Source organism: Microcoleus sp. PH2017_08_TRC_O_A, assembly GCF_020738665.1.
Taxonomy (GTDB): Bacteria; Cyanobacteriota; Cyanobacteriia; order Cyanobacteriales; family Microcoleaceae; genus Microcoleus.
In genome coordinates this window covers 14,564-40,369 of sequence record NZ_JAEQCE010000020.1, presented here as the reverse complement: position 1 = coordinate 40,369, position 25,806 = coordinate 14,564, and the positions used below count along the sequence as shown (strand labels likewise).

General features: G+C 46.5%; 19 protein-coding genes and 1 pseudogene. 9 read left to right on the top strand and 11 right to left on the bottom strand.

Annotated elements, in window-relative coordinates; translation table 11 throughout:
* Window positions 1-416 precede the first annotated feature (416 nt).
* A complete protein-coding gene (locus tag JGK22_RS08380) occupies window positions 417-1,127 on the top strand; it encodes a hypothetical protein (RefSeq protein ID WP_293312679.1) in 711 nt (236 codons plus the stop codon).
* A 20-nt stretch (window positions 1,128-1,147) separates the two neighbouring features.
* On the opposite strand, the gene glmU is transcribed toward JGK22_RS08380, so the two are convergent.
* The gene (gene glmU / locus JGK22_RS08375) at window positions 1,148-2,533 is read right to left on the bottom strand and encodes a bifunctional UDP-N-acetylglucosamine diphosphorylase/glucosamine-1-phosphate N-acetyltransferase GlmU (protein WP_293312677.1); all 1,386 of its coding nucleotides are present in this window, start codon (window positions 2,531-2,533) and stop codon (window positions 1,148-1,150) included.
* Window positions 2,534-3,051: 518 nt separating this feature from the next.
* On the opposite strand from glmU, the gene JGK22_RS08370 reads away from it, so the two are divergent.
* Window positions 3,052-4,047: a hypothetical protein gene (locus JGK22_RS08370; protein WP_293312675.1), complete on the top strand. Its 996-nt coding sequence runs from the start codon at window positions 3,052-3,054 to the stop codon at window positions 4,045-4,047.
* A 363-nt stretch (window positions 4,048-4,410) separates the two neighbouring features.
* Window positions 4,411-5,235, top strand: a complete 825-nt coding sequence (locus JGK22_RS08365) for a sulfurtransferase (protein ID WP_293206511.1) — start codon at window positions 4,411-4,413, stop codon at window positions 5,233-5,235.
* A 92-nt stretch (window positions 5,236-5,327) separates the two neighbouring features.
* Here JGK22_RS08365 and JGK22_RS08360 read toward each other — a convergent pair whose 3' ends face one another.
* The 4 genes from JGK22_RS08360 to JGK22_RS08345 form a co-directional block, all read right to left on the bottom strand.
* On the bottom strand, window positions 5,328-6,800 hold the full coding sequence (locus JGK22_RS08360) for an MBOAT family protein (protein ID WP_293191254.1): 1,473 nt from the start codon (window positions 6,798-6,800) through the stop codon (window positions 5,328-5,330).
* A gap of 569 nt (window positions 6,801-7,369) precedes the next feature.
* Window positions 7,370-8,929, bottom strand: coding sequence for an ATP-binding protein (locus JGK22_RS08355; RefSeq protein WP_293191252.1), 1,560 nt, complete (start codon window positions 8,927-8,929; stop codon window positions 7,370-7,372).
* A gap of 82 nt (window positions 8,930-9,011) precedes the next feature.
* Window positions 9,012-10,031, bottom strand: coding sequence for an ATP-binding SpoIIE family protein phosphatase (locus JGK22_RS08350; protein ID WP_293181378.1), 1,020 nt, complete (start codon window positions 10,029-10,031; stop codon window positions 9,012-9,014).
* 423 nt (window positions 10,032-10,454) lie between these two features.
* Window positions 10,455-10,853, bottom strand: coding sequence for an anti-sigma regulatory factor (locus JGK22_RS08345; protein ID WP_293312673.1), 399 nt, complete (start codon window positions 10,851-10,853; stop codon window positions 10,455-10,457).
* Window positions 10,854-10,948: 95 nt separating this feature from the next.
* Between JGK22_RS08345 and JGK22_RS08340 the strand changes: the two genes are divergently transcribed.
* Complete coding sequence (locus tag JGK22_RS08340) at window positions 10,949-11,128, top strand: hypothetical protein (RefSeq protein WP_293181384.1); 180 nt, start codon at window positions 10,949-10,951, stop codon at window positions 11,126-11,128.
* A gap of 175 nt (window positions 11,129-11,303) precedes the next feature.
* On the opposite strand, the gene JGK22_RS08335 is transcribed toward JGK22_RS08340, so the two are convergent.
* From JGK22_RS08335 to JGK22_RS08325, 3 genes are all read right to left on the bottom strand, one after another.
* Complete coding sequence (locus JGK22_RS08335; protein ID WP_293146581.1) at window positions 11,304-11,678, bottom strand: STAS domain-containing protein; 375 nt, start codon at window positions 11,676-11,678, stop codon at window positions 11,304-11,306.
* Window positions 11,679-11,924: 246 nt separating this feature from the next.
* A complete protein-coding gene (locus JGK22_RS08330; protein WP_293181387.1) occupies window positions 11,925-12,794 on the bottom strand; it encodes an STAS domain-containing protein in 870 nt (289 codons plus the stop codon).
* A 116-nt stretch (window positions 12,795-12,910) separates the two neighbouring features.
* Window positions 12,911-13,405 carry an adenylyltransferase/cytidyltransferase family protein gene (locus tag JGK22_RS08325; protein WP_293191287.1) on the bottom strand — a complete coding sequence of 165 codons (495 nt, stop codon included), beginning with the start codon at window positions 13,403-13,405 and terminating at the stop codon, window positions 12,911-12,913.
* Window positions 13,406-14,141: 736 nt separating this feature from the next.
* Here JGK22_RS08325 and JGK22_RS08320 point away from each other — a divergent pair.
* From JGK22_RS08320 to JGK22_RS08310, 3 genes and pseudogenes are all read left to right on the top strand, one after another.
* Window positions 14,142-15,068: pseudogene (locus tag JGK22_RS08320) on the top strand (transposase); the annotation flags it as partial.
* Window positions 15,069-15,512: 444 nt separating this feature from the next.
* The gene (locus JGK22_RS08315; RefSeq protein WP_293146585.1) at window positions 15,513-16,343 is read left to right on the top strand and encodes an HpsJ family protein; all 831 of its coding nucleotides are present in this window, start codon (window positions 15,513-15,515) and stop codon (window positions 16,341-16,343) included.
* Window positions 16,344-16,711: 368 nt separating this feature from the next.
* The gene (locus JGK22_RS08310) at window positions 16,712-17,629 is read left to right on the top strand and encodes a glycosyltransferase family 2 protein (protein ID WP_293181390.1); all 918 of its coding nucleotides are present in this window, start codon (window positions 16,712-16,714) and stop codon (window positions 17,627-17,629) included.
* Between the two features lie 633 nt (window positions 17,630-18,262).
* Here JGK22_RS08310 and glgB read toward each other — a convergent pair.
* The 3 genes from glgB to JGK22_RS08295 all read right to left on the bottom strand — a co-directional run bounded on the left by glgB (window position 18,263) and on the right by JGK22_RS08295 (window position 21,997).
* Window positions 18,263-20,557 (bottom strand): 1,4-alpha-glucan branching enzyme, encoded by a 2,295-nt coding sequence (glgB, locus tag JGK22_RS08305; protein ID WP_293181393.1) that lies wholly within the window; start codon window positions 20,555-20,557, stop codon window positions 18,263-18,265.
* A 337-nt stretch (window positions 20,558-20,894) separates the two neighbouring features.
* Window positions 20,895-21,614 carry a glutathione S-transferase family protein gene (locus JGK22_RS08300; RefSeq protein WP_293225832.1) on the bottom strand — a complete coding sequence of 240 codons (720 nt, stop codon included), beginning with the start codon at window positions 21,612-21,614 and terminating at the stop codon, window positions 20,895-20,897.
* Between the two features lie 119 nt (window positions 21,615-21,733).
* Complete coding sequence (locus JGK22_RS08295) at window positions 21,734-21,997, bottom strand: serine protease (RefSeq protein ID WP_293181399.1); 264 nt, start codon at window positions 21,995-21,997, stop codon at window positions 21,734-21,736.
* A gap of 709 nt (window positions 21,998-22,706) precedes the next feature.
* Between JGK22_RS08295 and JGK22_RS08290 the strand changes: the two genes are divergently transcribed.
* On the top strand, window positions 22,707-23,291 hold the full coding sequence (locus JGK22_RS08290) for a hypothetical protein (protein ID WP_293181402.1): 585 nt from the start codon (window positions 22,707-22,709) through the stop codon (window positions 23,289-23,291).
* A gap of 429 nt (window positions 23,292-23,720) precedes the next feature.
* A complete protein-coding gene (locus JGK22_RS08285) occupies window positions 23,721-25,628 on the top strand; it encodes a penicillin-binding protein 2 (protein WP_293312671.1) in 1,908 nt (635 codons plus the stop codon).
* Window positions 25,629-25,806: the final 178 nt, after the last annotated feature.

The window sequence follows — 25,806 nt, the reverse complement described above, 5'->3', positions numbered from 1 at the left end:
TTTACATTCTGTTACATTATAAAGTTTTCTTCATTTTTGTTTGCCATTACTTCCTGTACGATCGCGCTAGAAAGCTAACGTTTCACTCCCAATGAGATAATTAATATTTTTTAATATTCCTGTCCTTAAATCACGGAAAGCTATCTGAAACGCAGCCGCAGGTGAACTCGCGACATTTGTTGTCGGTTAGACATTTTAGTGCTAGCCTATTAGCAAGATAAAAAGGGTTATCCTATAGGATCGCTTCCAATAATATATAACTTAACAATTTGACGTAGCCTGGTCGGGAAGTCGATCTGTAACATCAGTTTTGGATTTAAAAGGTGAAGTAAATGAAAATAATCAAGTACACAGCAACGGAACTAATAATTCAGACTAAAAGCATATTAGATTTTTGGTTCCCTAGTTGTTTATTAATGACATTTGGACTGATCGGGCTGACTTTTGACTATCATGCAGCAACTTTGAGCTGCCAGCGATCGCACGAAAAACAAGGAAATTGTCAGTTGGTGCGATCGCACTTACTGGGATCGAACATCCAAGAAATTCAGCTTGCTGCTTTGCAGGGAGCTAAAGTAGAAAGATTTGGCTCCAAAAGCAGAGTTGTACTTGTGACGAATGCTGGCAATGTTCCTTTTAGTGCTAACTCGACTAACTGGGGGAATAAAGACGCTGCTGCTTCGGACATCAATTTTTTTGTTAGAAATGCAAAATCTCGATTGCTGCGCTTAAGCCAAGACGATCGCTGGTTGGGATGGATAGGAGGCATATTTTTGCTCGCAGGAGTCGGAGTCATCGGCTTGGGAAATAAAGAAACCTACAGCTTCGATGGAACTTCCAACACCTTGACTGTTAAACGGCGGGGTTTGTTGGCCCGTAAAGTAATTAAACGCTCTCTGTTCGAGATTTATGGGGTGGAAGTCGATCGCACAAAAGATCGGGATCATGATGTTTGGTACCAAGTTAGACTGTTAGTTAGTGGAGGAGATCGCATATCCCTTCCCCACACTATGAGCCCTTACAAGCAAGTAGAAATCGCCAAAGCGATTAACAACTACCTCCACGCGCGATCGCACGAAAGTATTTGTAGTGATGATTGCAGTCAGAGTGAAAATTCTGTCGGCTAAAGTCTTCACTACAAACCTAGTTATTTGTTTCCATCTTTCAACTTCCAACCTGGTTTGACAACTTGGCGGGAACGGGCAATTACTAAACAATCATTCGGCACATCTTCCGTCACCGCAGAACCTGCGGCCACAGTCACATCTTCCCCCACAGTTATCGGTGCAACTAGCACGCTGTTTGCACCGATTTTAGTACGATCGCCTATTTGAGTTTTGTGCTTATTTTTGCCGTCGTAATTGGCGGTAATTGTCCCAGCGCCGATGTTGACTTTTTCTCCCAAAGTCGCGTCGCCTAAATAAGACAAGTGAGCGACATTAGTTCGATCGCCAATTTGAGTATTTTTCAATTCTACAAAATTGCCCACGCGACAGTTGGCGCCTATTTGCGCGTGTCCCCGCAGGTGTGCGTAGGGGCCAATTCGCGCATTTTCTGCCACAATACTGTCCGAAATTACTGAATAAAGCACAGTCACGTTTTCCTTGATTTGACTGTTTTCAATCAAACTACCGGGCCCGATGCGACTCCCAGAGGCGATCGAAGTTTTACCCCGCAAGTGAGTTTGCGGTTCAATTACGACATCCGCCTGCAACTCTACGGTATCGTCGATCGTGATGCTGTTGGCATCGATCAGCGTCACGCCCGCTTTCATCCACTTATCCTTTACCCGCGCTTGCAAAATATCGGAAGCTGTGGCTAAATGTTTGCGATCGTTAATTCCCAAGATTTCTTGATAATCTTCAACATCCACCGCCATCACGGGAGAGAGAATACTTACCGTATCAGTTAGGTAATATTCTTTTTGGTCATTGTCTGCTTTCAAATCTGGCAAAATTTTCTCTAAATGCGGCCAGTGAAAACAATAAACACCTGCATTGATTCGCTGGTTTTGCTTTTGAGTTGTTGTACAATCGCGGTCTTCGACAATTTGCTGGACTAAGTTTTGACTGTCAGTAAATACTCGCCCATATCCTTGAGGATTCGGCAAATTAGCTGTCAATATAGTAGCAGAGTTTTGGTGCTGTTGGTGAATTGCCATCAATTGTTTGATAGTTTCTGCCCTCAGCAAAGGTACATCCCCATTTAATACCAGCAAATCTCCTGGAAATCCCTTTAAGTGAGGCAGCAATTGCTGGATGGCGTGACCGGTTCCCAATTGTTCGGTTTGTTCGACAAATTCTAGGGGAGGAAATTGAGAATTGTCCGATTTTTCATGAGCTTCCATCAGAGATTGTTTAACGAGTTCACCTCGATAACCGACTATAACAAGTCGCCGGGAAATTTCTATTTCTTGACAACTTTGGAGGACTCGCTCAACTAGCGATCGACCACCCAATTCGTGGAGAACTTTGGGCAAGTCAGATTTCATGCGCGTGCCGCGTCCAGCAGCTAAAATTGCTATTGCTATCATTGTGCGATCGAGCTATTTGCTATAAAAAATTGACTAAATGATGATATCACTCGCTGTCCGTCGATGGCACTGCGATCGCACAATTTTTTAATCTCCAATCTCAAATCCAGGCGCCGCAGGTCTTTTTGCAGCCAGATGTCGGTTTGAGAGGCGATGCTTGCGGTATCTTGGAGTTGCGCGCGGTATCAAATTGCTGAGGACTGAAGTCCTCACTACGAACCTGAGTTCTGTTCGTAGTAAGGACTTCAGTCCTTCCCCGAGGGATGCAAGGGGGAGCGAGAGTGATAATTTGCATCTTTGAGCTTGAATTTACCGAGAGCGATTATATAGATTATACTGTTCGTTGAATTTCAGTTATGCTCTTTTCAGCTAAAAAAAACTATTGTTTCGTGACTTTTTCATTCCTTCTTCCTTCTTCCTGATGACTAATGACTGATGACTAATGACTAATGACTAATGACTAATGACTAATGACTAATGACTTCTTCCTTCCTTTCTGCATTATCAGGTGTCCAGCTATGACAGAGCTTAATTTTCAGGAACTTGCCAAGCAGGGAAATCCACAGGCGATCGCATCTTGGCTCAACAGCCAGTTGCCATCTGAAGGGATCGCAGCCTCCGCGAATCTCGACGGCGACTGTTTGGATGTAATTCTGGAGGCAGAGCAACTACCGATAGAAGATACATTAGTTGATTTTGTCCGTGAAAAACTGACGGATTTGCAGCCGAATTCGATTCGCAAAGTGAAGGTTGAGGGGCGAGAAAGCGGTGAGATTGGGGCTGCTTGGAGTCAAGAGTTTAATTTGGAGAGCAGCATTTTGGAACCACAAAGCTTTGCGGGAGAATCTGTCCCTAATATTGCGGTTGCTAATGTTGCTAATATGGACGATCGCACAGAAAGAGAGAGTACAGATATGGATGAGGAGAAATCGCCGGAATTGGCTGCATTTGAGAACCGATTGCGATCGACTTTCATTGTCGTCGGGCTGGTGACGGGCATTTTGGCGATCGCCGTGGTGGCATTTGTCAGTAAGATGTTAAACGAGCCGCCAGCAACTGCTCTGAAGAATCCAGATGAAACTGCCAATGTAGCAAGAGTACCGGATACCTTTCGAGAAGCCGTTAACAGCGCCCTCAAAGCAGCAGAGTTAGGGCGATCGGCAAAAACGAAGGAAGATTGGACGATCGTTGTCGATCGCTGGCAAGAAGCGGTATCGTTGATGAGAAGAGTACCCGTGTCCAGCGCCAACCACGAACTAGCTCAGACAAAAGTAATCGAGTATCAAAAATATCTGCTTTACGCTCAAGAATCAGCAGTAAATCCACCTCCCCCAGAGCCAACTCCCGCAACAGCCGAAAAAGCAACTTCTAAGAAAGCCAATTCCGAAAAAGCCGAACCGGAGAAAGCAACTTCTAAGAAAGCCAATTCCGAAAAAGAAAGCTCCGAAAAACCTAATCCTAAGAAAGCTAATTCCGAAAAAGCCGAACCGGAGAAAGCAAATCCTTCTCGATAAATTAGGTACGTTGTTGCGCTTCAGCGCTCTTTCTTATATATATGTAAGAGCGCTGAAGCGCAACTACATACCTAAGAATTAGCCGAGATCAAGCGCTCTTTCCTATATATCTTAAAGAGCGCTGAAGCGAAGCGCAACTACATACCTAAGAATTAGCCGAGATTAAGCGCTCTTTCCTATATATCTCAAAGAGCGCTGAAGCGCAACTACATACCTAAGAATTAGCCTAGTTCAAGCGCTCTTTCCTATATATCTCAAAGAGCGCTAAAGCGCAACTACATACCTAAGAATTAGCCGAGATATTCTGCTTTCTTGGGTATTTATGAATTACCGAGAGATGTCCTAGCACAAATTTGAATAGTTATGAATGACAATAATTTAATCGTTTCCCCTGAATGGTTGGCCGCCAATACCGAAAATCCGCAAGTGGTAATTGTAGACTGTCGGTTTGCTCTCGCCGATCGAAAATTGGGACAAAAACAATATCAAGAAAGTCACATTCCCGGATCTTTCTATTTAGATTTAAACGAAGATCTGGCGAGTGTAGTTGGCACCCACGGCGGCAGACACCCGCTGCCCAATATTGCAGAATTAGCTAATAAATTCAGCGCTATCGGCATTAATTCCTCAGAAACTTTAGTCGTGGCTTATGACGATTCGCGACTAGCTTTTGCGTCTCGCTTGTGGTGGCTGATGCGATACATGGGACACAGCAAAGTCGCTTTGTTAGACGGCGGTTTCAGTGCTTGGAAAGCGGCGGGATATCCGGTAACAGATACTTGGACAGAAATCCGCGATGGTAAATTTGTAGTGCAATTGCAGCCGAATATGGCGGTTGATATCGAGGCTGTAAAAGAGCGAAAAGACTTGCCGGAGACAGTTTTGGTTGATTCGCGAGAAAGTGAGAGATACGAGGGCTTGCGGGAGCCGATCGACCCTATTGCAGGCCACATTCCGGGTGCTGTCAACTACCCTTGGCAAGGATTGACCGAGGAAACTGGAAAAGTGCGATCGATCTCCGAACAAAAACAGCGGTGGACGGAATTAGAAAAAGCGGAAGAAATCATCGTTTACTGCGGTTCCGGCGTGACAGCTTGCGTAAATTTACTGTCCTTAGAAATCGCCGGAATTCCCGATGCTAAACTCTATGTCGGTAGCTGGAGTGACTGGTGTTCCTATCAGCTATAACCCGGCGGTTAAAACCTTGTTTGTACAACATTTTCTTCAACCCACGGAGGTGGGTTTTGTATGTATAGACGCGGTTTCAACCGCCACGTTTCCTAAAAATCGAAATAAATATAAGGTAAACCGCCTTCCGGCGCCAACACCCAAACCGCATACAAACAAAGCGGCACTAATACCAATTTCACCGGCCAATTTAACTCCAACTTCAAACCCCGACTCAAAATATAATTCCCCAGCATAGCAGCAGCCACAGCAGCCAACATCCAAGTTAAATGTATTCTTTCCAAGCCCAAAGCTTCCACATAAACTTTATGCGAAAACTGCACATCAGCAGGATGTCCCCACAAATGCGAAATCGCCCATCCCGAATTCTTTAAATCGGGAAGCCGGAAAAATATCCAACTACCAAAAACCATTGTTTGAGTTAACAGCCAACCCATTGCCATTCCGATCGGATTTTCCCACAAAAAGTCGATCCGCAACTTCTTAAAAGTCACATCCGTCACCCGGTGCACCGCCAAAGCCAAACCGTGCAAACCCCCCCACACTATAAATCCCCAAGCTGCACCGTGCCAAATTCCCGCAATTAACATGACAAGAGACAAATTGAAACAAGTGCGCCACAAACCAACGCGCGAACCTCCCAAGGGAAAATACAAATAATTCCGCAGCCAATCCCCCAAAGTCATGTGCCAGCGCCGCCAAAAATCAGCGATGCTCGTACTAAAATAAGGAAAATCAAAATTTGGCGGCAAATACCAACCCAACAGCAAAGCAGTACCGCGCGCCATGTCAACGTAGCCGCTAAAATCGAGATAAAGTTGCAGCCCGTAAGCAAAAATCGCCAGCCACAAATCCTCGCTTCCCGCCCGCTGCAAGTTGGTAAAACTTAAATCGACATAAATTCCCAAGTTGTCGGCGAAAAGACCTTTTTTTACTGCACCAAAGGCGATCGTCCAAAGGGCCTCAGAAATGCGATCGGGCGTCGGAAATTTCTGGGATTTCAGTTGATATATCAAGTTATGATAGCGAGTAATCGGCCCGGAAATCAGTTTCGCAAAAAACAACTTGTAAGCAGCAAAGTGCAGCAGCGAAGTAGCAGCCGGCGCGCCTCGGTACACATCAATCAAATAAGCAATGCACTCAAAGCAAAAGAAACTCAATCCCAGGGGTGCGATGACGTGAGTTTTCACCCAGTTAGCGCTGTCTAAAGCAACAGGCCAATTTAACAAAGTGCCGATCGAATTCAAGAAAAAAGGTACATACTTAAAACCCAGCAGCAGCAAAACATTCAGCCCTATTCCCAGCCACAGTACCAACAAGCGCCGGCGATTCCAAGATTCATTAGCAATCCGCCAATCCAAAGGTTCCCCGATCGCCATCGCCAAGCAGTAATTAAACACAACACCGATTAACAGCAGAGGAATATACCAAATTTGCAGCGAAGCATAAAAAATCAGACTTCCCGCCAGCATGACAAACAGCCGCCACCACCGCAGGGGAACCAACCAGTAAGCCACGAACAAAACTAATAGAAACAGGGCATATTGAAGGGAAATGAAAGTCATGCGATTTTAGATTTTGGATTTGGGATTTTAGAATTGGGAAGGGCTGATTATGTGTGGGTTGGGAGCGCGGGGCTACTGTTTCATTGTTTTTTAAATCGAGACTAAAGCTAATACTAACTATTAAAAATCATGCCAAAGTATTCGTAGGGTGCGTCGCCACCGACAAGCCCTTGCATCAAGAGCGACAATCTCACAGCGACGCACCTTATATTATTTCAAAAAAGTTTGGCTACAATATAATTATTGGGTTTGTTTACACTCGGCGAGGGATGGCACTGGTGCGTCGCTATGAAATTGTCGATTTTTTTTAGGGATTGTGAATGGCGACGCACCCTACGGTTACTACTGAGAACGCATACATTTTACAGCACAAGGGTTAAATGCTGTTGCAAATTAAAGAAACTTCGTTTTTGTAAACGCGGTTTCATATCGTGTCCGCTCGATTAACCGCACTACAAACGGTTCGCAGTAAGGACTTCAGTCCGCTCTCCTGCTGCGGAATGGGAGGCGCACTACAAACCATTTTGGTTATGGTAATCGATCGAACACGATATCCATACCTCGGAACTTCACCATCGTTGGCGGCGCACGTCGCAGTACAATGGATTTCTGCCCGCAAGTCTTTCACCAAATAGCGAAAAACTCTTTTGCTCTTTCACGATCGCAACTTTTGGTGCCCGATCGCGCGCAGCCGATCGCAAATTCTCGATCGCCCGCCCTGTTTCCTCTGGTTGAGATTCCGAGATTTCCGCAGATACTTCTGAATCTCCAGCATAGGCGATCGGCAAATTCACCAAAAAAGTCGAACCCACCCCGGGCGAACTTTCTATTTTAATACTCCCCCCCAGAAATTCAGCCATTTTTCTACACAGAGACAATCCCAATCCTGTGCCTTTCACCCCCTTCTGCAAGTGATTTTCCACTTGAACAAATTCTTCAAAAATCCGCGTTTGGTCGGCGGTTGGAATTCCAATACCCGTATCAGCCACTGAAAAAGTAACCATTCCCCCCTTTCCCATTTCGGCCGCAACTCTGACTTCTCCCGCTTCGGTAAATTTCAGCGCATTAGAAATCAGATTACGCAAAATCTGAGAAACTTTTCCCTCATCAGTGGTAAGAGTTGGTAGTTCCAAAGGCACTTCAAAAATTAGACTGACGGGCGAGTTTTGTGGTAGCAGGGGGCGCATCATTCCGCGCAGCGCGCTGAACAAATCTTCGACTTCAAAATCAGCCACGCGAACCGTTACTTTTCCGGCTTCCACCTTAGCTAAATCTAACGAGTCATCAACAAGTTCTGCGAGAGACTCGGCAGATTTGCGAATAAAATTTAACTGCTTGTCTTGTTCGGGCGAAAGTTCTCCGTCGATGCGATTTAACAAGATTTCGGAAATACTGAGAATTGTGGTTAGCGGAGTGCGAAACTCGTGGCTCATGTTGGAGAGAAAGCTGGTTTTGAGTTCGCCCTCTCGCTGGAGAGATTCGGCTTTATCGTTCAATTCGGCATAAAGTGCGACGACTCCGCGATTCGTATCTTCTAGTTCTTGATTTAATTGTACGAGTTCTTCTTGACGCTGGCGGAGTTCGTCTAAAGTACGCAGCAATTCTTGATTTTGCTGCTGAATTTCCGCATAGGGATCTTCAGGAATTTGGCGCGCTAGTTTATCAAGTAATTTGTTTAGATCGATCGCACTCAGCGCAGGCATCTGCTTAGAAAACTGCTTGATTAATTGTACAGCCGTCCCGCGATCGCGCGCCGAATCGATTTGCACCTCATCCATCAACCGTTTGGCTGCTGCTAAACCGAGGCCCGCACCAGTTTGCGATCGAAAATTGGGGCCTAAAACCTGCGCTAAATCAGCAATTCCCGGCCCGCTATCAGAAATCCGAGTCCGAAAAACCTGTGGCGATTCCCCTTCCACAAAAAATTCTACTTTACCACCACCTGCATATTTAAAAGCATTGCGAGCAATTTCGGAAACGGCTGTCGCGATGCGCGTTTGTGTTTGGGAATCGAATCCCAACAATGCGCCTATTTGGCGAGCTCTTTGGCGTACTTGTACGATGTCTTGTTCAAAGCGGACTTCCGTTGTCAGAATTGGGTAAATCATGCCATTTTCGCATTGAAGCATTGGGGATTGTCGATCGGGAAATCACTCATGACGATCGTGATTTATAGTTCGCCTACAGTTTCATGCTTGTTAGGAAATATTCTCAAGCTGCTTGTCTTACCTTGGCTACTACAACAGTCATGTCATCGCGAGTGCGTTTAAAGTCTCGGTAGAGTACGGCTGCAATTAAAGCCGGATGTCTCGCAGCCAAACCCGGGTAGCGGTTTAAATCCCACTGTGCCGCCAAACCATCGGAGTGCATAATTAACAAGGAATGGGACGACCAAGGATAGACAAATTCTGCTACTTTTCGCATCATATGTCCAACAGTGCCGTTGTGGGAAACCATGCTGCGGGTTTGGTTATCTGTGAACACTACACCAGTAATGTTGCCAACTCCGGCAAAACAGATGGTTTTTTGAGTACGATCGATCAGGGCGATCGCAGCAGCCGCTCCTCTGGTATTTTTTAAAGCAGCGTGAGCCTTCTCTAAAATAGCTTTCGGCCCGAGTTTAGCATTTTCCCCAAAAACTCGCACAGCTTCCTGCGACGCTTCCTGGGCCAAAACCCCGTAGCCAAGCCCATCAGCGACTAAAATCAGATTTTTGTTCAGATGATTTTGCGTCGCCCAGGAATCGCCACAAATCTGCTCTCCTACTTTCGGCAAGCGAACAACCCCAAATTCCAAGTAATTGCCGTTTTCCGAGGCTTCCACGCGATTCTGGGTAGGGGAGAGTCGCATTAACAAAGCAGTCCCCAGTTTCGGCACAGAATGAATATCAAAAAAACTAGAAAGGCGTTGAATCGCGCCGAGTCCGGTTCCCAGAGTTCCCGCAGTCGAAAAACCATCCCGCAAACACTGACCGACATTTGCCATACCCGGCCCCCGGTCTAGCGCTACTATTTGAATGCTATATCCTGCCGCTGTTTGTACGGTTTGCAGCAAAATTTCTCCTTCGCGGGCGTGTTTGACAACGTTTTTTGCTGCTTCGGCGATCGCAATTGCAACTTTACCGCGATCGGTCTCATTAAATCCAACTTCCGCCGCGAGGGCGACTGCAATTCGTCGCGCTTCTCCGACTTGACTTTCTTCTGTTACGGGTAAGGCTATGACATTTATCATTATTTGTGTAGTTCTAATCTTAAGCTGTCGCGCCAAAAAGTCAGTTGACAGTGGACAGTTGACAGTGGACAGTTGACAGTTATCATGAGTGATCTCAGAAACCGGGTTTCTTAGAAAATTTATCGCCACTCAATGCAAAATTCGTATAAACCCGGTTTCTCGCCCTCATCAGTCAGCAGTAATCAGTGATTAGTGACACCTCAGAAACCTGGTTTCTTAAAAGATTTATCGCCACTCAATGCAAAATTCGTATAAACCCGGTTTCTCGCCCCTCATCAATCGTTTTATAAACCGAATTTCTTCCTATATTTCTAGTTACCAAACACAAAACTCCTAGAAACCCGCTTTGTCCCCCCATCTCCCAATCTCCCCCTCTCCCCCTCCCCCTCTCTCCCCCTCTCCCCCTCTCCCCATCTCCCCCTCTCATCTCCAACGGACGATCGCAATTTTAGTACCCTTACCCACCTTAGAAACAATCTCAAATTCGTGCATCAACCGCTTAGAACCGCTGAGCCCCAAACCCAAACCACGATCGGAAGTATAACCATCAGTCATCGCCAATTCAATATCTGGAATTCCCGGGCCCTTGTCTTCAAATATCAGCTGCAGCCCTTTGCGAGTACCTAATTGCAGCGTTTCCAGAGTTACAGTTCCCCCCTTGCCGTAGTCTACAGTATTGCGGGCTAGTTCGCTGGCTGCGGTAACAATTTTCGTTTGGTCTACCAAGCCGAATCCCATTGCTACAGCCAAGTTTCGCACTTGCTGCCGGACGTGGACTATATCGGAGGACGATCGAATTTCTAGTGTCTCACGTTTTGACATGGCGCTACTCTAGTTAAAATAGAACTTCTCCACAAAACATAGAAGTTACACTCCTCACCCTAGTTCCTTTTAAGTTGACAGTTGACAGTTGACAATTGACAGTTGTTACGAAGGAAGAAGGAAGAAGAAGGAAGAAGGAAGAAGGAAGAGTTGACAGTTTACAGTTGACAATCAAAAATCTTAAATCCCCAATCCCCAATCCAAAATCCAAAATCCAAAATCCAAAATCCAAAATCCAAAATCGTTTGACAGTTGACCGCACGAGTAGCACTTGACAATCATAAGGAAGAGGATTGGAGTCATGAATAGTCTTCTTTTAATTTCTCGCAATCGGGGATCCGGCTTTCAACCCATTCTTTCTGGCAATAAATCTTCACTGTCTCAAAAACGTATTTACAAACAAACCTGTTTTTTAATTCTCTCTCTCTTACCGGACAATTCATCGATTATTTACACCTCTGAATCAGACAAACCCAAGGATTTTCGCAATAAATTCATCCCCTTCTCAACGCTTAAAGCTGTCCGAACTCCTGTCAAAGAAAGCCCCAATTCAACCAGCGTAATCGCCACCGCCGGCTGCATCCCCACCACAACTGTTTCAGCATCTAAAAAACGCGACATGGTAGCGATATTGTTGAGAATGCGACCGATAAAAGAATCTACAATTTCCAGGGAAGAGATTTCTATTAAAACTCCTTTGACTCCCGTTTTTACTATGCGGTTTGTCAGGTCGTCTTGCAAAGTCATTGCCAAGCGATCGTGCATATCTACTTGGATTGTTACTAGCAGAAATTCTCCCATTTGCAGGATAGGAATCCGTTCCATAAATTCACCTCTATTTGAGTTTTGAATTAAATGAATTTTTAGCAGCAATAAACACAATAGAGCGGTTTTCAATGTAAATAACAGAGGAATTACCAATTACCAATTACCAATTACCAATTACCAATTACCAATTACCAATTACCCATTACCAATTACCAATTACCCATTACCAATTACCAATTACCAATTACCAATTACCAATTACCAATTACCAATTACCAATTACCCATTACCCATTACTATATTTTATCTTTCCTCTTTAATATTTTTGATAGTTAAACCTTGGCGTTGCAAAGCTACTTTAAAAGCATCTGCCAAAGTCGCTTTAGTCAGAATATCCTGCAAGTCAACTCCCAAATGAACGATGGTTTGAGCGATTTGCGGGCGAATGCCGCTAATGATGCACTCAGTACCCATCAAACGGGCGGCGGCTACAGTTTTCAATAAATGTTGAGCGACTAAAGTATCAACAGTAGGCACCCCTGTAATATCTAAAATCGCAAATTCTGATCCTGTTTCCATGATTTCCTGCAACAGAGTTTCCATGACTATTTGAGTGCGAGCGCTGTCAAGAGTTCCAATCATTGGTAAAGCGAGAATACCTTGCCAAAGTTTGACTACAGGTGTTGACAATTCGAGCATTTCTTGCTGCTGGCGTTCGATGACTTCTTCGCGAGCTTTGAGAAAGATTTCTGTCACCCAAAGACCGAGCTGGTCTAATAAGCTGGTGGAAAGCCAAAGTTGTTCGACAAGTGCGTCGCGGTTTTGTGTCAATTCGCGACAAAGCCGATCGAACAATGGCTTTTTGAAGCATAAGATAAAACTGGCTATCTCTGATGGGGTAAAGCCCCTCTGAACGCGCGATCGCGAAACTTCGGCCAGCAGCAGCCGCATATTTTCCCACTCTGGTGTCTGGATGTCGCTCAAGTTACCGTGTCCCACAGCTATTTGGAGCAATTGCAGGAACTCTTGACACTCCGATCGCAATTCTTTGGCTCTCATCAAGTCGTCCCGCCGCAGCCCGGTGTTTTGCAGTTCTTTGAGCCAGTCTGCTAGTAACTCAGCTTTGTTTTTTTCGAGGATTTCCGCGATCGTGTTATTGCTTGTGAGTTCCATTAAAATTATCTCCTGCTTAGCAATTTGGATAAAATTGTACGAGCGATCGCACTCTTGGTATTTTGGATGGGGTAACTTCTGAGTTTAGCTCACTGTTTGCTATTTGCGATCGGGGGTTAAACGCCTAACTGCAAAATGCGTTTGACGATCGCACTGGTAGAACTCGGAACTTCTATTTCGATCAAGGAAATCTTGCCACCTCCGGCGATAACTGCCGGTGCTTCCGGCAAACTTTCGAGTTGATAGTCACCTCCTTTAACGTATATCTCAGGCTTCAGGATACTTATCAGTTTAGTAGCTGTAATTTCGGAAAAAATTACCACGGCGTCCACTGGTTTGAGAGCAGCCAGCACTTCCGCTCGCTGAATTTCCGGTACGATCGGGCGGGGTGGCAATCCCGGCTGCTGCGGTTTGATAGTTTGCACGCTAACATCGCTATTCAAGCCCACCACGAGCGATCGCCCCAAAGCTTTTGCCGCCTGCAAATAGCGGACGTGCCCCGCGTGCAGGATATCGAAGCAGCCATTAGTAAACACCATCGGACGCCACTTTTGAGGATCGGAGGCGATCGATCTTTCAAGTTCTCCCAACGTGTAAACACCCGAAATCATTACAGTCATAACTAAAAAAATGCACGGCGATGAATCATCCTAGCAAAAAATGTGAGATAAGAGCGCGTTTGCCATTGAACGAGCCAGCGATCGAGCTGCCAATAATTAGTAATTGGTAATTAGTAATTGGTAATTAGTAATTGATCGCTCTTAAGGAGAAAGCAACAAACAAGAATGCCCTTCTGCTGCGCTTTCCGGCAAACAGAACGAAAAAGGGGAAAATAGCTACTCCTGTATCTCTCCTCCCACCAAAAAAACCGATACTTGCTTTCCCACAGCCGCCAGCAGCCCCAAATTTGAGACTAAGAGTTCAAACTCCCAGATTCATCTATCGAGTAATAAAAATTTCGATTTTCAAGAGCGCGGTAGGCGATGAGGAATGACTTATTCTGTATGGGTTCGATCGCGATCCGAAAGTTGCATTGTTTTTGTCAATAGGTACAAATCCTACAATCGAAAACGGAAAATCTCAAATCGATCGAGTGACTGCCGTGTTGTGCAGTTGGTAATTGGAGGTTCAAAAGATTGGGAAACAATTATTTGTTTCAGATCTCTGTGAGATCAATTACTATAAGACAGGGGATGAAAGTGCCACGCCATCTGGCAAGCGAGAAATATAGCGGTGAAACACACCTAAATCTTACCAAAAATTTGGGTCTAAAGCCCCATCCTTTTAGGACAGCTTTAATTCTGCCAGAACTGTGTTAGAGTTTTTATATCCGGTTCGGTAACGTAAATGTTAGTATTTGAAGCCAAGCTAGAAGGAAAAAGCGAGCAGTACGAACGGCTAGACGAAGCCATTCGTACTGCTCGCTTCATTCGTAATAGCTGCATCAGATACTGGATGGATACGAAAGGGGTGGGTCGCTACGACTTAAGCGCTTATTGCGTAGTTCTTGCCAAGGAATTTCCTTGGGCCACCAAGCTTAATTCAATGGCTAGGCAGGCTTCCGCAGAAAGAGCTTGGTCATCAATTGCGCGGTTCTTCGACAACTGCAAAAAGGCAAAACCAGGAAAGAAAGGTTTTCCGCGCTTCAAAAAGCACTCGTCGCACGGTTCTGTAGAATACAAGACTTGTGGGTGGAAACTTTCTGAAGACAGAAGAAGCATCAACTTCAGTGATGGCTTCAAAGCAGGTTGTTTCAAGTTATGGGGAAGTCGCGACTTGCACGAATATCAGCTAAATCAAATTAAACGGGTGCGCGTAGTTTGTCGGGCAGACGGCTACTATGTGCAATTTTGTATTGACGCTGAACGCAACGAAAAGCGTGAACCGACCAGGAAAACTATCGGTTTGGATGTAGGGCTAACTCATTTCTACACGGACTCTGACGGTAATACCGTCGAGAACCCGCGTCATCTAAGAAAATCAGAGAAGTCGCTAAAACGACTTAATCGGAGACTCTCCAGAACCAAAAAGGGTTCCAAAAACAGAGATAAGGCGAGAAATCGCTTGAACAAAAAACACCTTAAGGTAAGTAGGCGACGTAAAGACTTTGCTGTGAAATTGGCAAGGTGCGTAGTCCAGTCTAACGACTTGGTAGCCTATGAAGACTTGCAGGTGAAGAACATGGTCAAAAACAAAAAGCTATCCAAGTCGATATCTGATGCGGCTTGGACAACTTTTAGAAATTGGATTGAATATTTTGGCAAAGTGTTTGGGGTAAGCTGTTCGACATTCAAACTGCACTATTTGTGTGCCAGACCCCATACTGTAAGGGGTTGAGGCAATAAATTTAAATGACTAACAGCTTAGCAACTGGTGGGAGGAAATTTGAGGCGATTACCCGATCGAGCTATTTTGGTGGAAAATAATCTGAAGTACCAACCTGTGCAAGCATCTTGTTGGGACTTCCCAAATCATCAAATGGGGGACGGTTTGATTCGTCTTTCGCGTGCGGACTTTCCCGTCTCAGCAGCCCTTTTCAGATTCAGGACTCCTGTTTGCACAGATTCGGGACTTAACCTCTGCGATGGTGTGGCACCGGCCGCGCGATCTCCCCAAACGAAGCAATCAGTGAGGAAGAGCAATTGAACCCTCTCATCAGTCAACTCATTAAACAAAATTTCGTTTAATCTAACAGTGTAGAATTATCTAACAGCAATTATGAAAGCAACTAACAGCCGTCAATTTTCTTCAGTAGCTGCTCGCACTCTCAAAGTAGTCGGGATTATCTTGATTCTCTCTGCCTTGCTTAACAGCATTGTTCTATCGCTGCCGGGAGAAATCTCGGACATGAGCAATCGAGGCTGGCAGTTGGCCGCAGCAACTCAGATAGTTGACCGGGGCATTATTCCTTTGATGGGTATCGCCCTGCTGATGACGGGCTTTTGGGTGGACAGCAGCAGTGGAGTCTCTATTGACCGGCGCAATGTTTGGGTTGATTTGCGATTTTGGGCACTATTGATTTCCAGCTTGTTAGGGCTAATTTACCTATTGCTGGTTCCCGTTCATCTCAACAATACTCGCCTGGAACTCAAAGATGCTCTGGTTCTACTCGATAAGGAAGCCGGACAAGCAGAAGCTAAACTAGATGCCCAAATTAAAAGCGAGCAGTATAAATCTGAGTTAGAACAGCGTAAAAGCCTTCTCCGGAACCAGATAGGCGCGCTACTGCAAGACGACGGGAAGCTGCAACAAGAACTCAAGAATCCAAATCTTCCCAAGGAATTGAAAGCCGTGCTTCAGGAGTCGAAAAATGACCCGAAAGCCCTCGATAAGTTCTTGGAACAGCAAGCCCAAGAACTGCCAAATCAAGCTCGCAAAGAGATTGGTACCCAGAAGCAACAAAAAGAGAAAGAGTTGAGAACTCGATCGAGAAATTCGAGTTTGCAGACTGGAATCAACAGTTTGCTGTTGGCGATCGGCTACATTACTGTTGGTTGGAGTGGACTCAGAAGTATGGGAATTCTGCGGTTCGGTCACCGCAAAAATTGATCGGCCCGACTGCTCGGAACGCGCAAGTCGAGATATCCCTAAGAAATACTTGATCTGCTGAATATAGCAACTGCACCTAGTAGTTAGGACGCTGTTAATTGCTGAAACCATCGTTCTTCTTGCATTTTCACATCTTCCTTCTTCCTTCTTCCTTCTTGCTTCTTGCTTCTTCCTTCTTCCTTCTTCCTTCTTGCTTCTTCCTTCTTCCTTCTTGCTTCTTGCTTCTTCCTTCTTGCTTCTTGCTTCTTCCTTCTTCCTTCTTCCTTCTTGCTTCTTCCTTCTTGCTTCTTCCTTCTTCCTTCTTGCTTCTTCCTTCTTCCTTCTTCCTTCTTCCTTCTGCTATAGTTTGCCCTTACTGAAAGCTGGGAATGTTCTCAATTTATATTCTGACTTACAACGAAGAGATTGATATCGCCGCTTGCATTGAATCGGCACTGCTTTGTGACGATATCATTGTAGTTGATTCTTTCAGCAGCGATCGCACCCTTGAGATTGTTCAAAACTATCCCGTGCAAACAGTGCAGCATCGCTTTGAAACTCACGGACGCCAGCGGACTTGGATGCTCCGAGAAGTAGAATGCAAGTACGAATGGGTTTACATCCTCGAAGCTGACGAGCGGATGACGCCTGCACTGTTTGCTGAATGCTTAAAGGCGATCGAAAGTCAAGAATATATAGGTTATTACGTAGCTGAAAAAGTAATATTTATGGAGCGCTGGATTCGTCGCAGCACTCAATATCCGCGCTATCAAATGCGCCTGTTTCGCAAAGACCAAGTATGGTTTACTGACTACGGTCACACTGAACGGGAAGTCTGCAACGGGCCCACTCACTTTTTGAAGGAAACCTACCCTCACTATACTTGCAGCAAAGGTCTTTCTCGCTGGATTGAAAAGCACAACCGCTACTCGACTGACGAGGCGGCTGAAACTCTCCGCCAATTAGCAGCGGGTCAAGTAAATTGGTGGGATTTATTGTTTGGCGCGTCGGAGGTGGAAAGGCGCCGCGCTTTGAAAGATTTTTCTTTGCGTTTGCCTTTGCGGCCTGTGGTGCGCTTTTTCTATATGTATATTTTACTCGGCGGATTTCTTGACGGTCAAGCTGGATTGGCTTGGTGCACGCTACAAGCTTTTTATGAATATTTAATATTGCTCAAAGTGTGGGAAATGAAGCATATGCCGCTGCCCAATTTAGATGCAGGGTCGGAACAGTCTATTTCGGAAGTAATAACAGTTGAGCAGTCTAAAGTTTCTTACAATCTTGGCGCTTCCGATACTCGCAGTTGAAAATTGGGAATTGGGAATTGGTAATTGGGAATTGGGAATTGGACACTGATTGAGTTGCTAGGGTGCTAGAAAACCCAGCCCTGTCAGGCGTGGTGAATTTGAACCAGAGAAAAAGTATAAAACCGCTATTTCAGCTCAAATCCGTTAGCATCGGAATGATAATTTTCTCTCGTCTTTCTCTGATTCTTCTGTGGTTGAATAATTCCGCAGTTACCGGATTTGAGCTGAATAGTTTTTATTCGGTCGCGTAATTGTGTACGTTCGTACACGAAAAAACTAGCGAAATTCATTAAGGTTTTTTTTTGCCGAAGATGAACGGCCGATAACTCGCGATCGACTAAAACAAGTCCGCCGCCAGATGCCGTCGCTGCAACACCGAGTTTTTCTGGGATCTCGAATCCGGTAGCATGGGAATGATAAATTTCTCTCCTCTTTCTCTGCTTCTTCTGTGGTTGAATAATTCCGCAGTTACCCGATTTGAAATCGCGAGCCGATTTTTCTCTCCTTCAAACAAGAAACTTTGCTATATGGAGTTACAGAAAAAACCCGGTTTCTTGAAGAACCGGGTTTCTGAATAACCTCAAAGTTTGATGCTTAATCAAGTTTTGATTGTTAACTCAAAACTCTCACAACTTAAAACTCTTGAGATTTTGCTCCTGTTTTTTCCCGATCGATCTTTAAGATCAACACACCCAAAGGCGGCAAACACAAGTCGATCGAATAAGCGCTGTTGTGGAACCACCACTCATCAGTCCACTTACCTCCCAAATTCCCCATATTGCTGCCGCCGTACTCCCGCGCGTCGCTGTTAAACAACTCCGTATAGAAACCCGGTTCCGGCACTCCGACGCGATAGTGAGAGTGTGGCTGTGGCGTAAAATTGCACACAGTAATCACAAACTGATCGCCATCCTTCTCGCGGCGCACAAAGGCCACCACGCTGTGTCTGTTGTCGCTGCAATCAATCCACTCAAACCCATCCTCAGCAAAATCTTGACTGTAAAGTGCCGTTTCGCTGCGGTACAAATTGTTCAAATCCTTGAAAAATAGCTTCAACTTTTGGTGTGGCTCAAATTGCAGCAACTGCCACTCCAAATCGCCCCAAACGTTCCACTCTTGCCACTGGCCGAACTCCATCCCCATAAACATGGTTTTCTTTCCGGGATGGGCAAACATAAAGGTAAACAAACACCGCACGTTTGCAAACTTTTGCCATTCGTCCCCTGGCATTTTCCCGATGATGTGGGCCTTGCCGTGGACAACTTCATCGTGGGACAAAGCCAACATAAAATTCTCGCTGTGGTTGTACCACATACTAAAAGTTATGTTGTTCTGGTGGAACTGCCGGAACCACGGATCCATGTGGTAGTAGTCGAGCATATCGTGCATCCAACCCATGTTCCATTTCAGGTTGAAGCCCAAACCGCCTACATAAGTCGGCCAAGATACCATCGGCCAAGAGGTAGATTCTTCGGCGATCGACAATGCGCCTGGGAAATAGCTAAAAATGACGTGATTTGTCTGGCGCAGAAAATCTGCCGCCTCGATATTTTCGCGTCCACCGTACTGGTTGGTCAGCCATTCTCCGGGTTCGCGGCAGTAATCTAAGTACAACATCGAGGCTACTGCGTCTACGCGAATGCCGTCGATGTGATACTTGTCAAACCAGAACAGAGCATTTGATACTAGGAAATTCCGCACTTCGTTGCGGCCGTAGTTAAATACTAGGGTTCCCCACTCTTTGTGCTCGCCCTTGCGGGGATCGGCGTGTTCGTACAAGTGAGTTCCGTCAAAGAAGGCTAAACCGTGACCGTCTTTGGGGAAATGTCCCGGCACCCAATCTACCAGTACGCCTATCCCTGCGGCGTGGCACTGGTCAACAAAATACATGAAATCTTCTGGTGTGCCGTAGCGGGATGTTGGGGCGAAATAGCCTGTTACTTGATAGCCCCAGGAACCGTCGAAGGGATGTTCGGCAATGGGCAACATTTCGATGTGGGTGAATCCTAAGTCTTTGACGTAGGGAATTAGCCGATCGGCCAATTCGCGGTAAGTCAAAAAGCGCGCGCCCGGATTCAGTTCCGAAACCGGCACTGCTGGTTGTATTTCTCCGTTTGGCAGTACCGCAGGTTCGGCTGTACCTGCGTGCAGCCAAGAACCGATGTGGCATTCGTAAACCGAAACTGGCTGCGTCAGTTGGTCTGTGTGCCGCCGCTGTTCGATCCAAGCGCTATCGTGCCAAGTGTAGGTATCTAAGTCGGTGACTATTGAGGCTGTTTTGGGCCGTACCTCTTGCTGGAAACCGTAGGGGTCGGACTTTTCGTAGGGATGTCCGTCTTGGTTTTTCACTTCGTATTTGTAGTGAGTTCCGTAGGATAGTCCCGGAATGAATAATTCCCAGATGCCGTTTTGGGATTTCCGCATTTGATGTTTGCGGCCGTCCCACAGGTTGAAATCTCCTAAGACTGAGACGTTACGGGCATTTGGAGCCCAAACTGCAAAATATACTCCTGTAATGCCGTCTACTTCGGTGAAGTGGGCTCCTAGTTTTTCGTAAATCCGGTGGTGGTTGCCTTCTGAGAATAGGTGAAGGTCAAATTCTGTGAGTTTGGGCGATCGAAAGGCGTAGGGGTCGTAGATAAAGCGTTCGTGTTCCCCTTCTTTGACTCGCAGTTGATAGTTTGCTAGTTCTGGGGTGTCGATCGTACATTCAAAAAAGTGATGGTGATGCTCTGATTTCATCGGGTATTCGGCCCTCGCTTCAGGCAAAACTACCGATACTGCTTCGGCATTCGGCAGATAAGCTCGGACGACCCAGACTTTTTTGCCATTTTCTTCGATCGCGTGGGGGCCTAGCACTTCAAATGGATCGTGGTGCTGATTCCAAACAATCCGGTCTATCTGTTCAAAGGGGACGGTCGCGGGCATAAAACTACTTACCTCAATCTTTTGACTAAATGGCGGCTTTCAAAACCTAGAGCGGAGCTGCACTTTACATTTGGATACATTTTTGATCGCTAATGCTACCACGCTTACTGCAACCCTTGCGCGCGCTCTTGCCTTGCTGGCGACCAAGCTGTGCTTTTACTGCTAAGGGCTAACATCTAAGTATAGAAATATTAAAACAAATTGAAAAATTTATATTTTTTAGATAATATCCTTGACTTTTTTTAACCTGTGTGATATAAAATTTTGGCAAATTATGGTTAATGTGCCAAACCAAGGTGGTCAAGGTGGGTGAGTTTGGCCGAGAACTCAATGTTGATTAATTAGTGGAATTTTCAGGCTGGGGCGATCGCCCGACAGGTATCTTCTCAAATCCCGGAGGCAGGGTTTCGCCGCAAACTTGGTGAATGTTGGCAATGCGCTCAAACAGCCAAGGATACTCAATCCGGTATTTAGGAATCAAAGCTAAAGGACTCAGCAGCGCGGCAGCAGTAATATCTGCCACGCTCAAGGAGTCGCCTACAAAATAGGAACCGTCTTGCCAGCGACGCTGCAACAGGCCTAAAGCAGCGCTCAGGCGCAACTCGGCGAGTTTTGCCGAAGCGTGGTTAATGCCGAACTGGCGGCGCGCCAACTGAATCACTAACTGGCTCAAAACAGACGGGTCGATTTCCTTGCCCGCACCGGCGCGAAACTCGTAGTAAACAAATCGAGTGGCAATGCCGATGCTTTCATCGAGCCAGTCTTCCAGCATCCAAGCCTCTGCTTGCAAACTCTCGTCTGCGGGCAACAGCGGCGTTGAAGGAAAACTAGACTCGATCCAATGCAAAATTTGCGTCGAATCTGCGATCGCCCCTGGTTGACCTTCAAGTTGAGGCAGCAGTACCGGCACTGTCCTCAAACCCCCCGTGAGAGGCTTGAGTTTCAAAACGTGCAGGCCCGGAGTCAAATTTTCTACTTGAAAGGGGATGCCCTTGTAACCCAGCGCTAAGCGGACTTTGCGGCAGTAAGGGGAGGTACTGAACTGTAGTAAAAGCATCTGACAAAAAATAACACCCAACTTGAGGCCTAGACTGATGAGATTGAAAAATGCGAAGAGCGAACCATTTTTCACCCTTGAGGCTAGGCCCGTTGGGGTTTTACTCCGCGATCGCCTAGTTAGGGCTTTTTAGGAGAGGGAGAAGCACCGCCTGCTGGAGGCTTGTCTGCCCCAGGAGACTTTTCAGCCCCAGGAGACTTTTCAGCGCCAGGAGTAGCCTTTGGACTTTCCTTTGGTGTTGCTGGAGCAGAAACAGGAGGAGGAGTAGTACCGCCACCAGGAGTGGGGCTAGCGCCACCGCCACTGCCGGCATCACCGCCGCAAGCGCCGAGGGCTGCTGCAATGCCAATTACCAAAGTCAAACGAATTAATCCCTTGTTCATAAACACTCCTTAACATTCAAAACCCATCGCAAGGAAGGGAATAGTGTACTTGAGAAACAATGCTGGCACGAATAGATCGACGATTCGCTCGTTGATTACAATACTGCATTTATTAATAAATTTCACATTGATTCTGGCGAACCGGCAAAAAATTCATTTTTTTGGCAAATCTAGAAGTCAAAGAGACCAGTGGTAGGATGGGTTGGTTGGTTTGTGAGGTATCTTTGGTAAGGATAACCGAGATTTCCAGAAATTGGCGATCGGCAACCGCAAAAACTCCTAACCTCACTCAAGCTGAAGCTGCCCTCTATACGTATTGGTGAACTCTGTCAGTAACCCAGCCCTAAACGGACTGAGCTTGTAAGAGAAATCGAGCAAGCTGTACTGACCAGCCTAAGTCTTAACTGACTACGTTATTTGGGTCACGACACCGGAGAATGCGACGCTAGTTTTCCGCTCTGTCGTTGGTAGTTAAACAGTCTTAAGGTCACTGAGACAGTATTGCCAGCCTAACAAGCCCTTATAACATTGACCGACAAGCGAACATTACCCGGAAGGGATTAGGAGACAACCAGATCTCCACGGAGGGGCAACCATACCCCTCCAACCCCGAAAGGGGCAGATAAAGATTCAAGGCGATTGAAACCGCTCTTGGAGTTTTCCTCTCAGATCTAAAGATACTGAGTTTCCCACTTACCGAGTGTTTTTTATGACCGCTGCTATCAGATCCCCTGATTCTCCTCGTCGCTCCCGATCGACCGGCAAGCCCACCACAGACGCCGCCAAAAGCAAAGTTACTTCTATTGCCCGAGCTAGACGGGCAAAAACTGGGCCCCAATTGCCTAACTACTCCCCAGCGGACGAACAGGCCAAACCTCGCGCGCAAGGATCGGTGCTGAAAGTGATGCCCGATCGCCAGTCGCATCCGATGTGGCTGCGATCGCTCCTGCGGGTGGAGCGCGCCTCCTGGGCCGCATTGGTGCTGCTGTTGGGCGGCGCTCTGACTCTCTACGGTTTGACTGTTTACGGCGAGCAGCGCTGGAGTCAAGAGTATCAAAAGCTGGAAACTCTGCGCCGGGGCGAACAGCAGTTGAGTGCTGCTAGCGAAGTCTTGAAACACCAACTTGCTAAAGAAGCTGAAAATCCAGAAACCGGTTTGGCTGCACAGAAGCCTGCGGACACGATTTTCTTGCGCCCGGCCCCGGAAAACCGATCGCCCGGTGCGGCGGCACCAAATTCCGAAGAACCTGCTCTCAAGAAGCGATCGGGTGGGGAAACGCCGCTGGGCTATTGAGGCAATGTCGATTTGAGATTTTAGATTTTAGATTTTAGATTGACTCGCAGCGCCGTGAATCTGGAGGCTTGAATCTTGAGTCTAAAATTTGGGGATGCACAAACATTGTCTGTCGGGGCTGCGGTACCCGTTTTTGGGCAATGTCAACGCGGAGAGGGCCCTCTTGGGGATGTGTCCGAGGGTCTTGCTTCGGGTTTGATTTTTGTGAAAGTGCCGATCGATTTTGGCCCTACCTACCCTCGGTTAAAGTTTTCAAATATTATTTGAAAATAATAAAGAGAAGTTCAAAAAAATAATGCTACAGTAAGCAGCAAATCCCAATTTAATATTTATAAATTATTCGCAATTCTTCAATTATTCAATTCATAAATCTAAAATCTAAAATCTAAAATCTAAAATGGTAGAACTTGTTGGTGAATTTGGAATGCTATGAGCTACGATCCCCGTTTTGACCGCTACAGATCGCCGAATTTTAAACGTCCAAAAGCGTCGAGCGATTCCCTACGGGATAGCTACGCTTCACGCACTTGGTGGGGCAAACCAGTCAAACCCAGAGTTGCGGCTACGGCTAGCAGCCCGCCTCGGCCACCCCTGGAGCGTTTAAAACGCAACAAGTTCCGCTTGTGGGTTGTGTGGGTGGTGTTGATGCTCGGGGGGCTGGGGCTGGCTGTAAATTTGTTTTATTTGCAGGTGACGCGAGCTCCGGCGCTACGCAAACAGGCTCTTCAGCAGCAAACTCTCAAAACGAAGCCGTTTGTGCCGAGACGCCCGATCGTCGATCGCGCGGGGAATGTGTTGGCGATCGACAGACAGGTGTACACTCTCTACGCTCACCCGAAGTTGTTCAAGCACTCGAAGGCGGATATTGCTGCTAAATTGGCTCCGATGTTGCCGATCGAAGTAGCCCCTGGCAATACGGCGGAAACTGAACTGCTGCGAAGGTTTAATCTGGCAGAAAGCGGTATTACGATTGCTAGTTCTTTGGCTCAAGAGGTGGCGGATCGCGTGGGGCAGATGCAAATTAAAGATAGTCCTGTGGATGGGCTGGAGTTGGTGCGGCAGCAGCAGCGTTTTTACCCGCAGCAGGAGTTGGCGGCGGATGTTCTGGGTTATGTGGATGGGGAACGGAAGGGACAGGCGGGGGTGGAATACAGCCAGCAGAATTTGCTGGAACGATCGATGCCGTCGATTCAATTTAGTAAGTCGATCGACGGACATTGGCTTCCCGATCGACTGACGGCGGGTTTTGTGCAGCTTGATGACTTGAAATTGCAATTGACGATCGACAGTCGCTTGCAGCGGGCGGCCCGGATTGCTCTGAAGGAGAAAATGCTGAAACACGAGGCGAAGCGCGGCGCGGTGATTGTGATGGATGCCCGCAACGGGGAGTTGCTGTCGGTGGTGGCTGAACCTTCCTACGATCCGAATCAATATTTTAATTTCGATTTGTCGCGCTATAAAAATTGGGCTGTAACTGATGTTTATGAGCCTGGTTCGACTTTTAAACCGATTAATGTGGCGATCGCCCTGGAAGCCGGTGCGGTCAAGCCTAACACTGTGTTTAACGACGAAGGTCGGATTTATATGGATATCTGGACTATCCAAAATTCCGATTACAAACAAGCAGGCGCCCGCGGCCCTTCGACTGTTACGGAGATTTTGAAACATTCTAGTAATGTGGGGATGGTTCACATAATGAACACGATGAAATCTTCTCTTTACTATCAAGCTTTAGAAAAATTGGGACTGGGACAAACTGCGGGTACAGATTTGCCTTTTGAAGTAACGAGTCAGCTTAAAAATCGAGAGCAATTTATCAATTCTCCGGTGGAAGTTGCTACTACTGCTTTTGGTCAAGGTTTTTCTATTACTCCGATGCAGTTGGTGCAGCTTAATGGGGCTTTGGCTAACGGTGGCAAGTTGGTAACTCCTCATGTTGTGCGGGGACTTTTCGATCGCGAAGGTCAACCTTTTTGGAAGCTGCCGAGGGCTGTTCCGAAGCAGGTTTTTTCGCCACAAACTACCAAGAAGGTTTTGGAAATGATGGAAACTGTGGTGGATGGTGGTACGGGGAAAGCTGCACAAATTCCTGGGTATCGGATTGCTGGGAAAACGGGGACGGCTCAAAAAGCTAGTGCTGGTAGGGGTTATTCTGATAAGGCGATTATTACTAGCTTTGTGGGGATCATGCCTGTGGAGGCTCCTCGGTATGTGGTATTGGCGGTGATTGATGAGCCTAAGGGTGGTGGTACGGGGGGAGTTGTGGCGGCGCCGATTGTGGAGTCGGTGATGGAGGCGCTGATTAATATTGAGAAGATTGCGCCGAGTAAGAAATAGGAAGGGCAGCTTAAATAGAGGTTCATTTCTTAGGTACGTAGTTGCGCTTCAGCGCTCTTTAGTATGCTGAGGAATGAGAATTAAATAACTTACAATTGGGAGAATCTCAGTTTTTCAAGAAGCATTTTTTATCTTCCGTGCTGTCCCCGCTCGCGTGCTTGTACAAGCACGCGAGCGG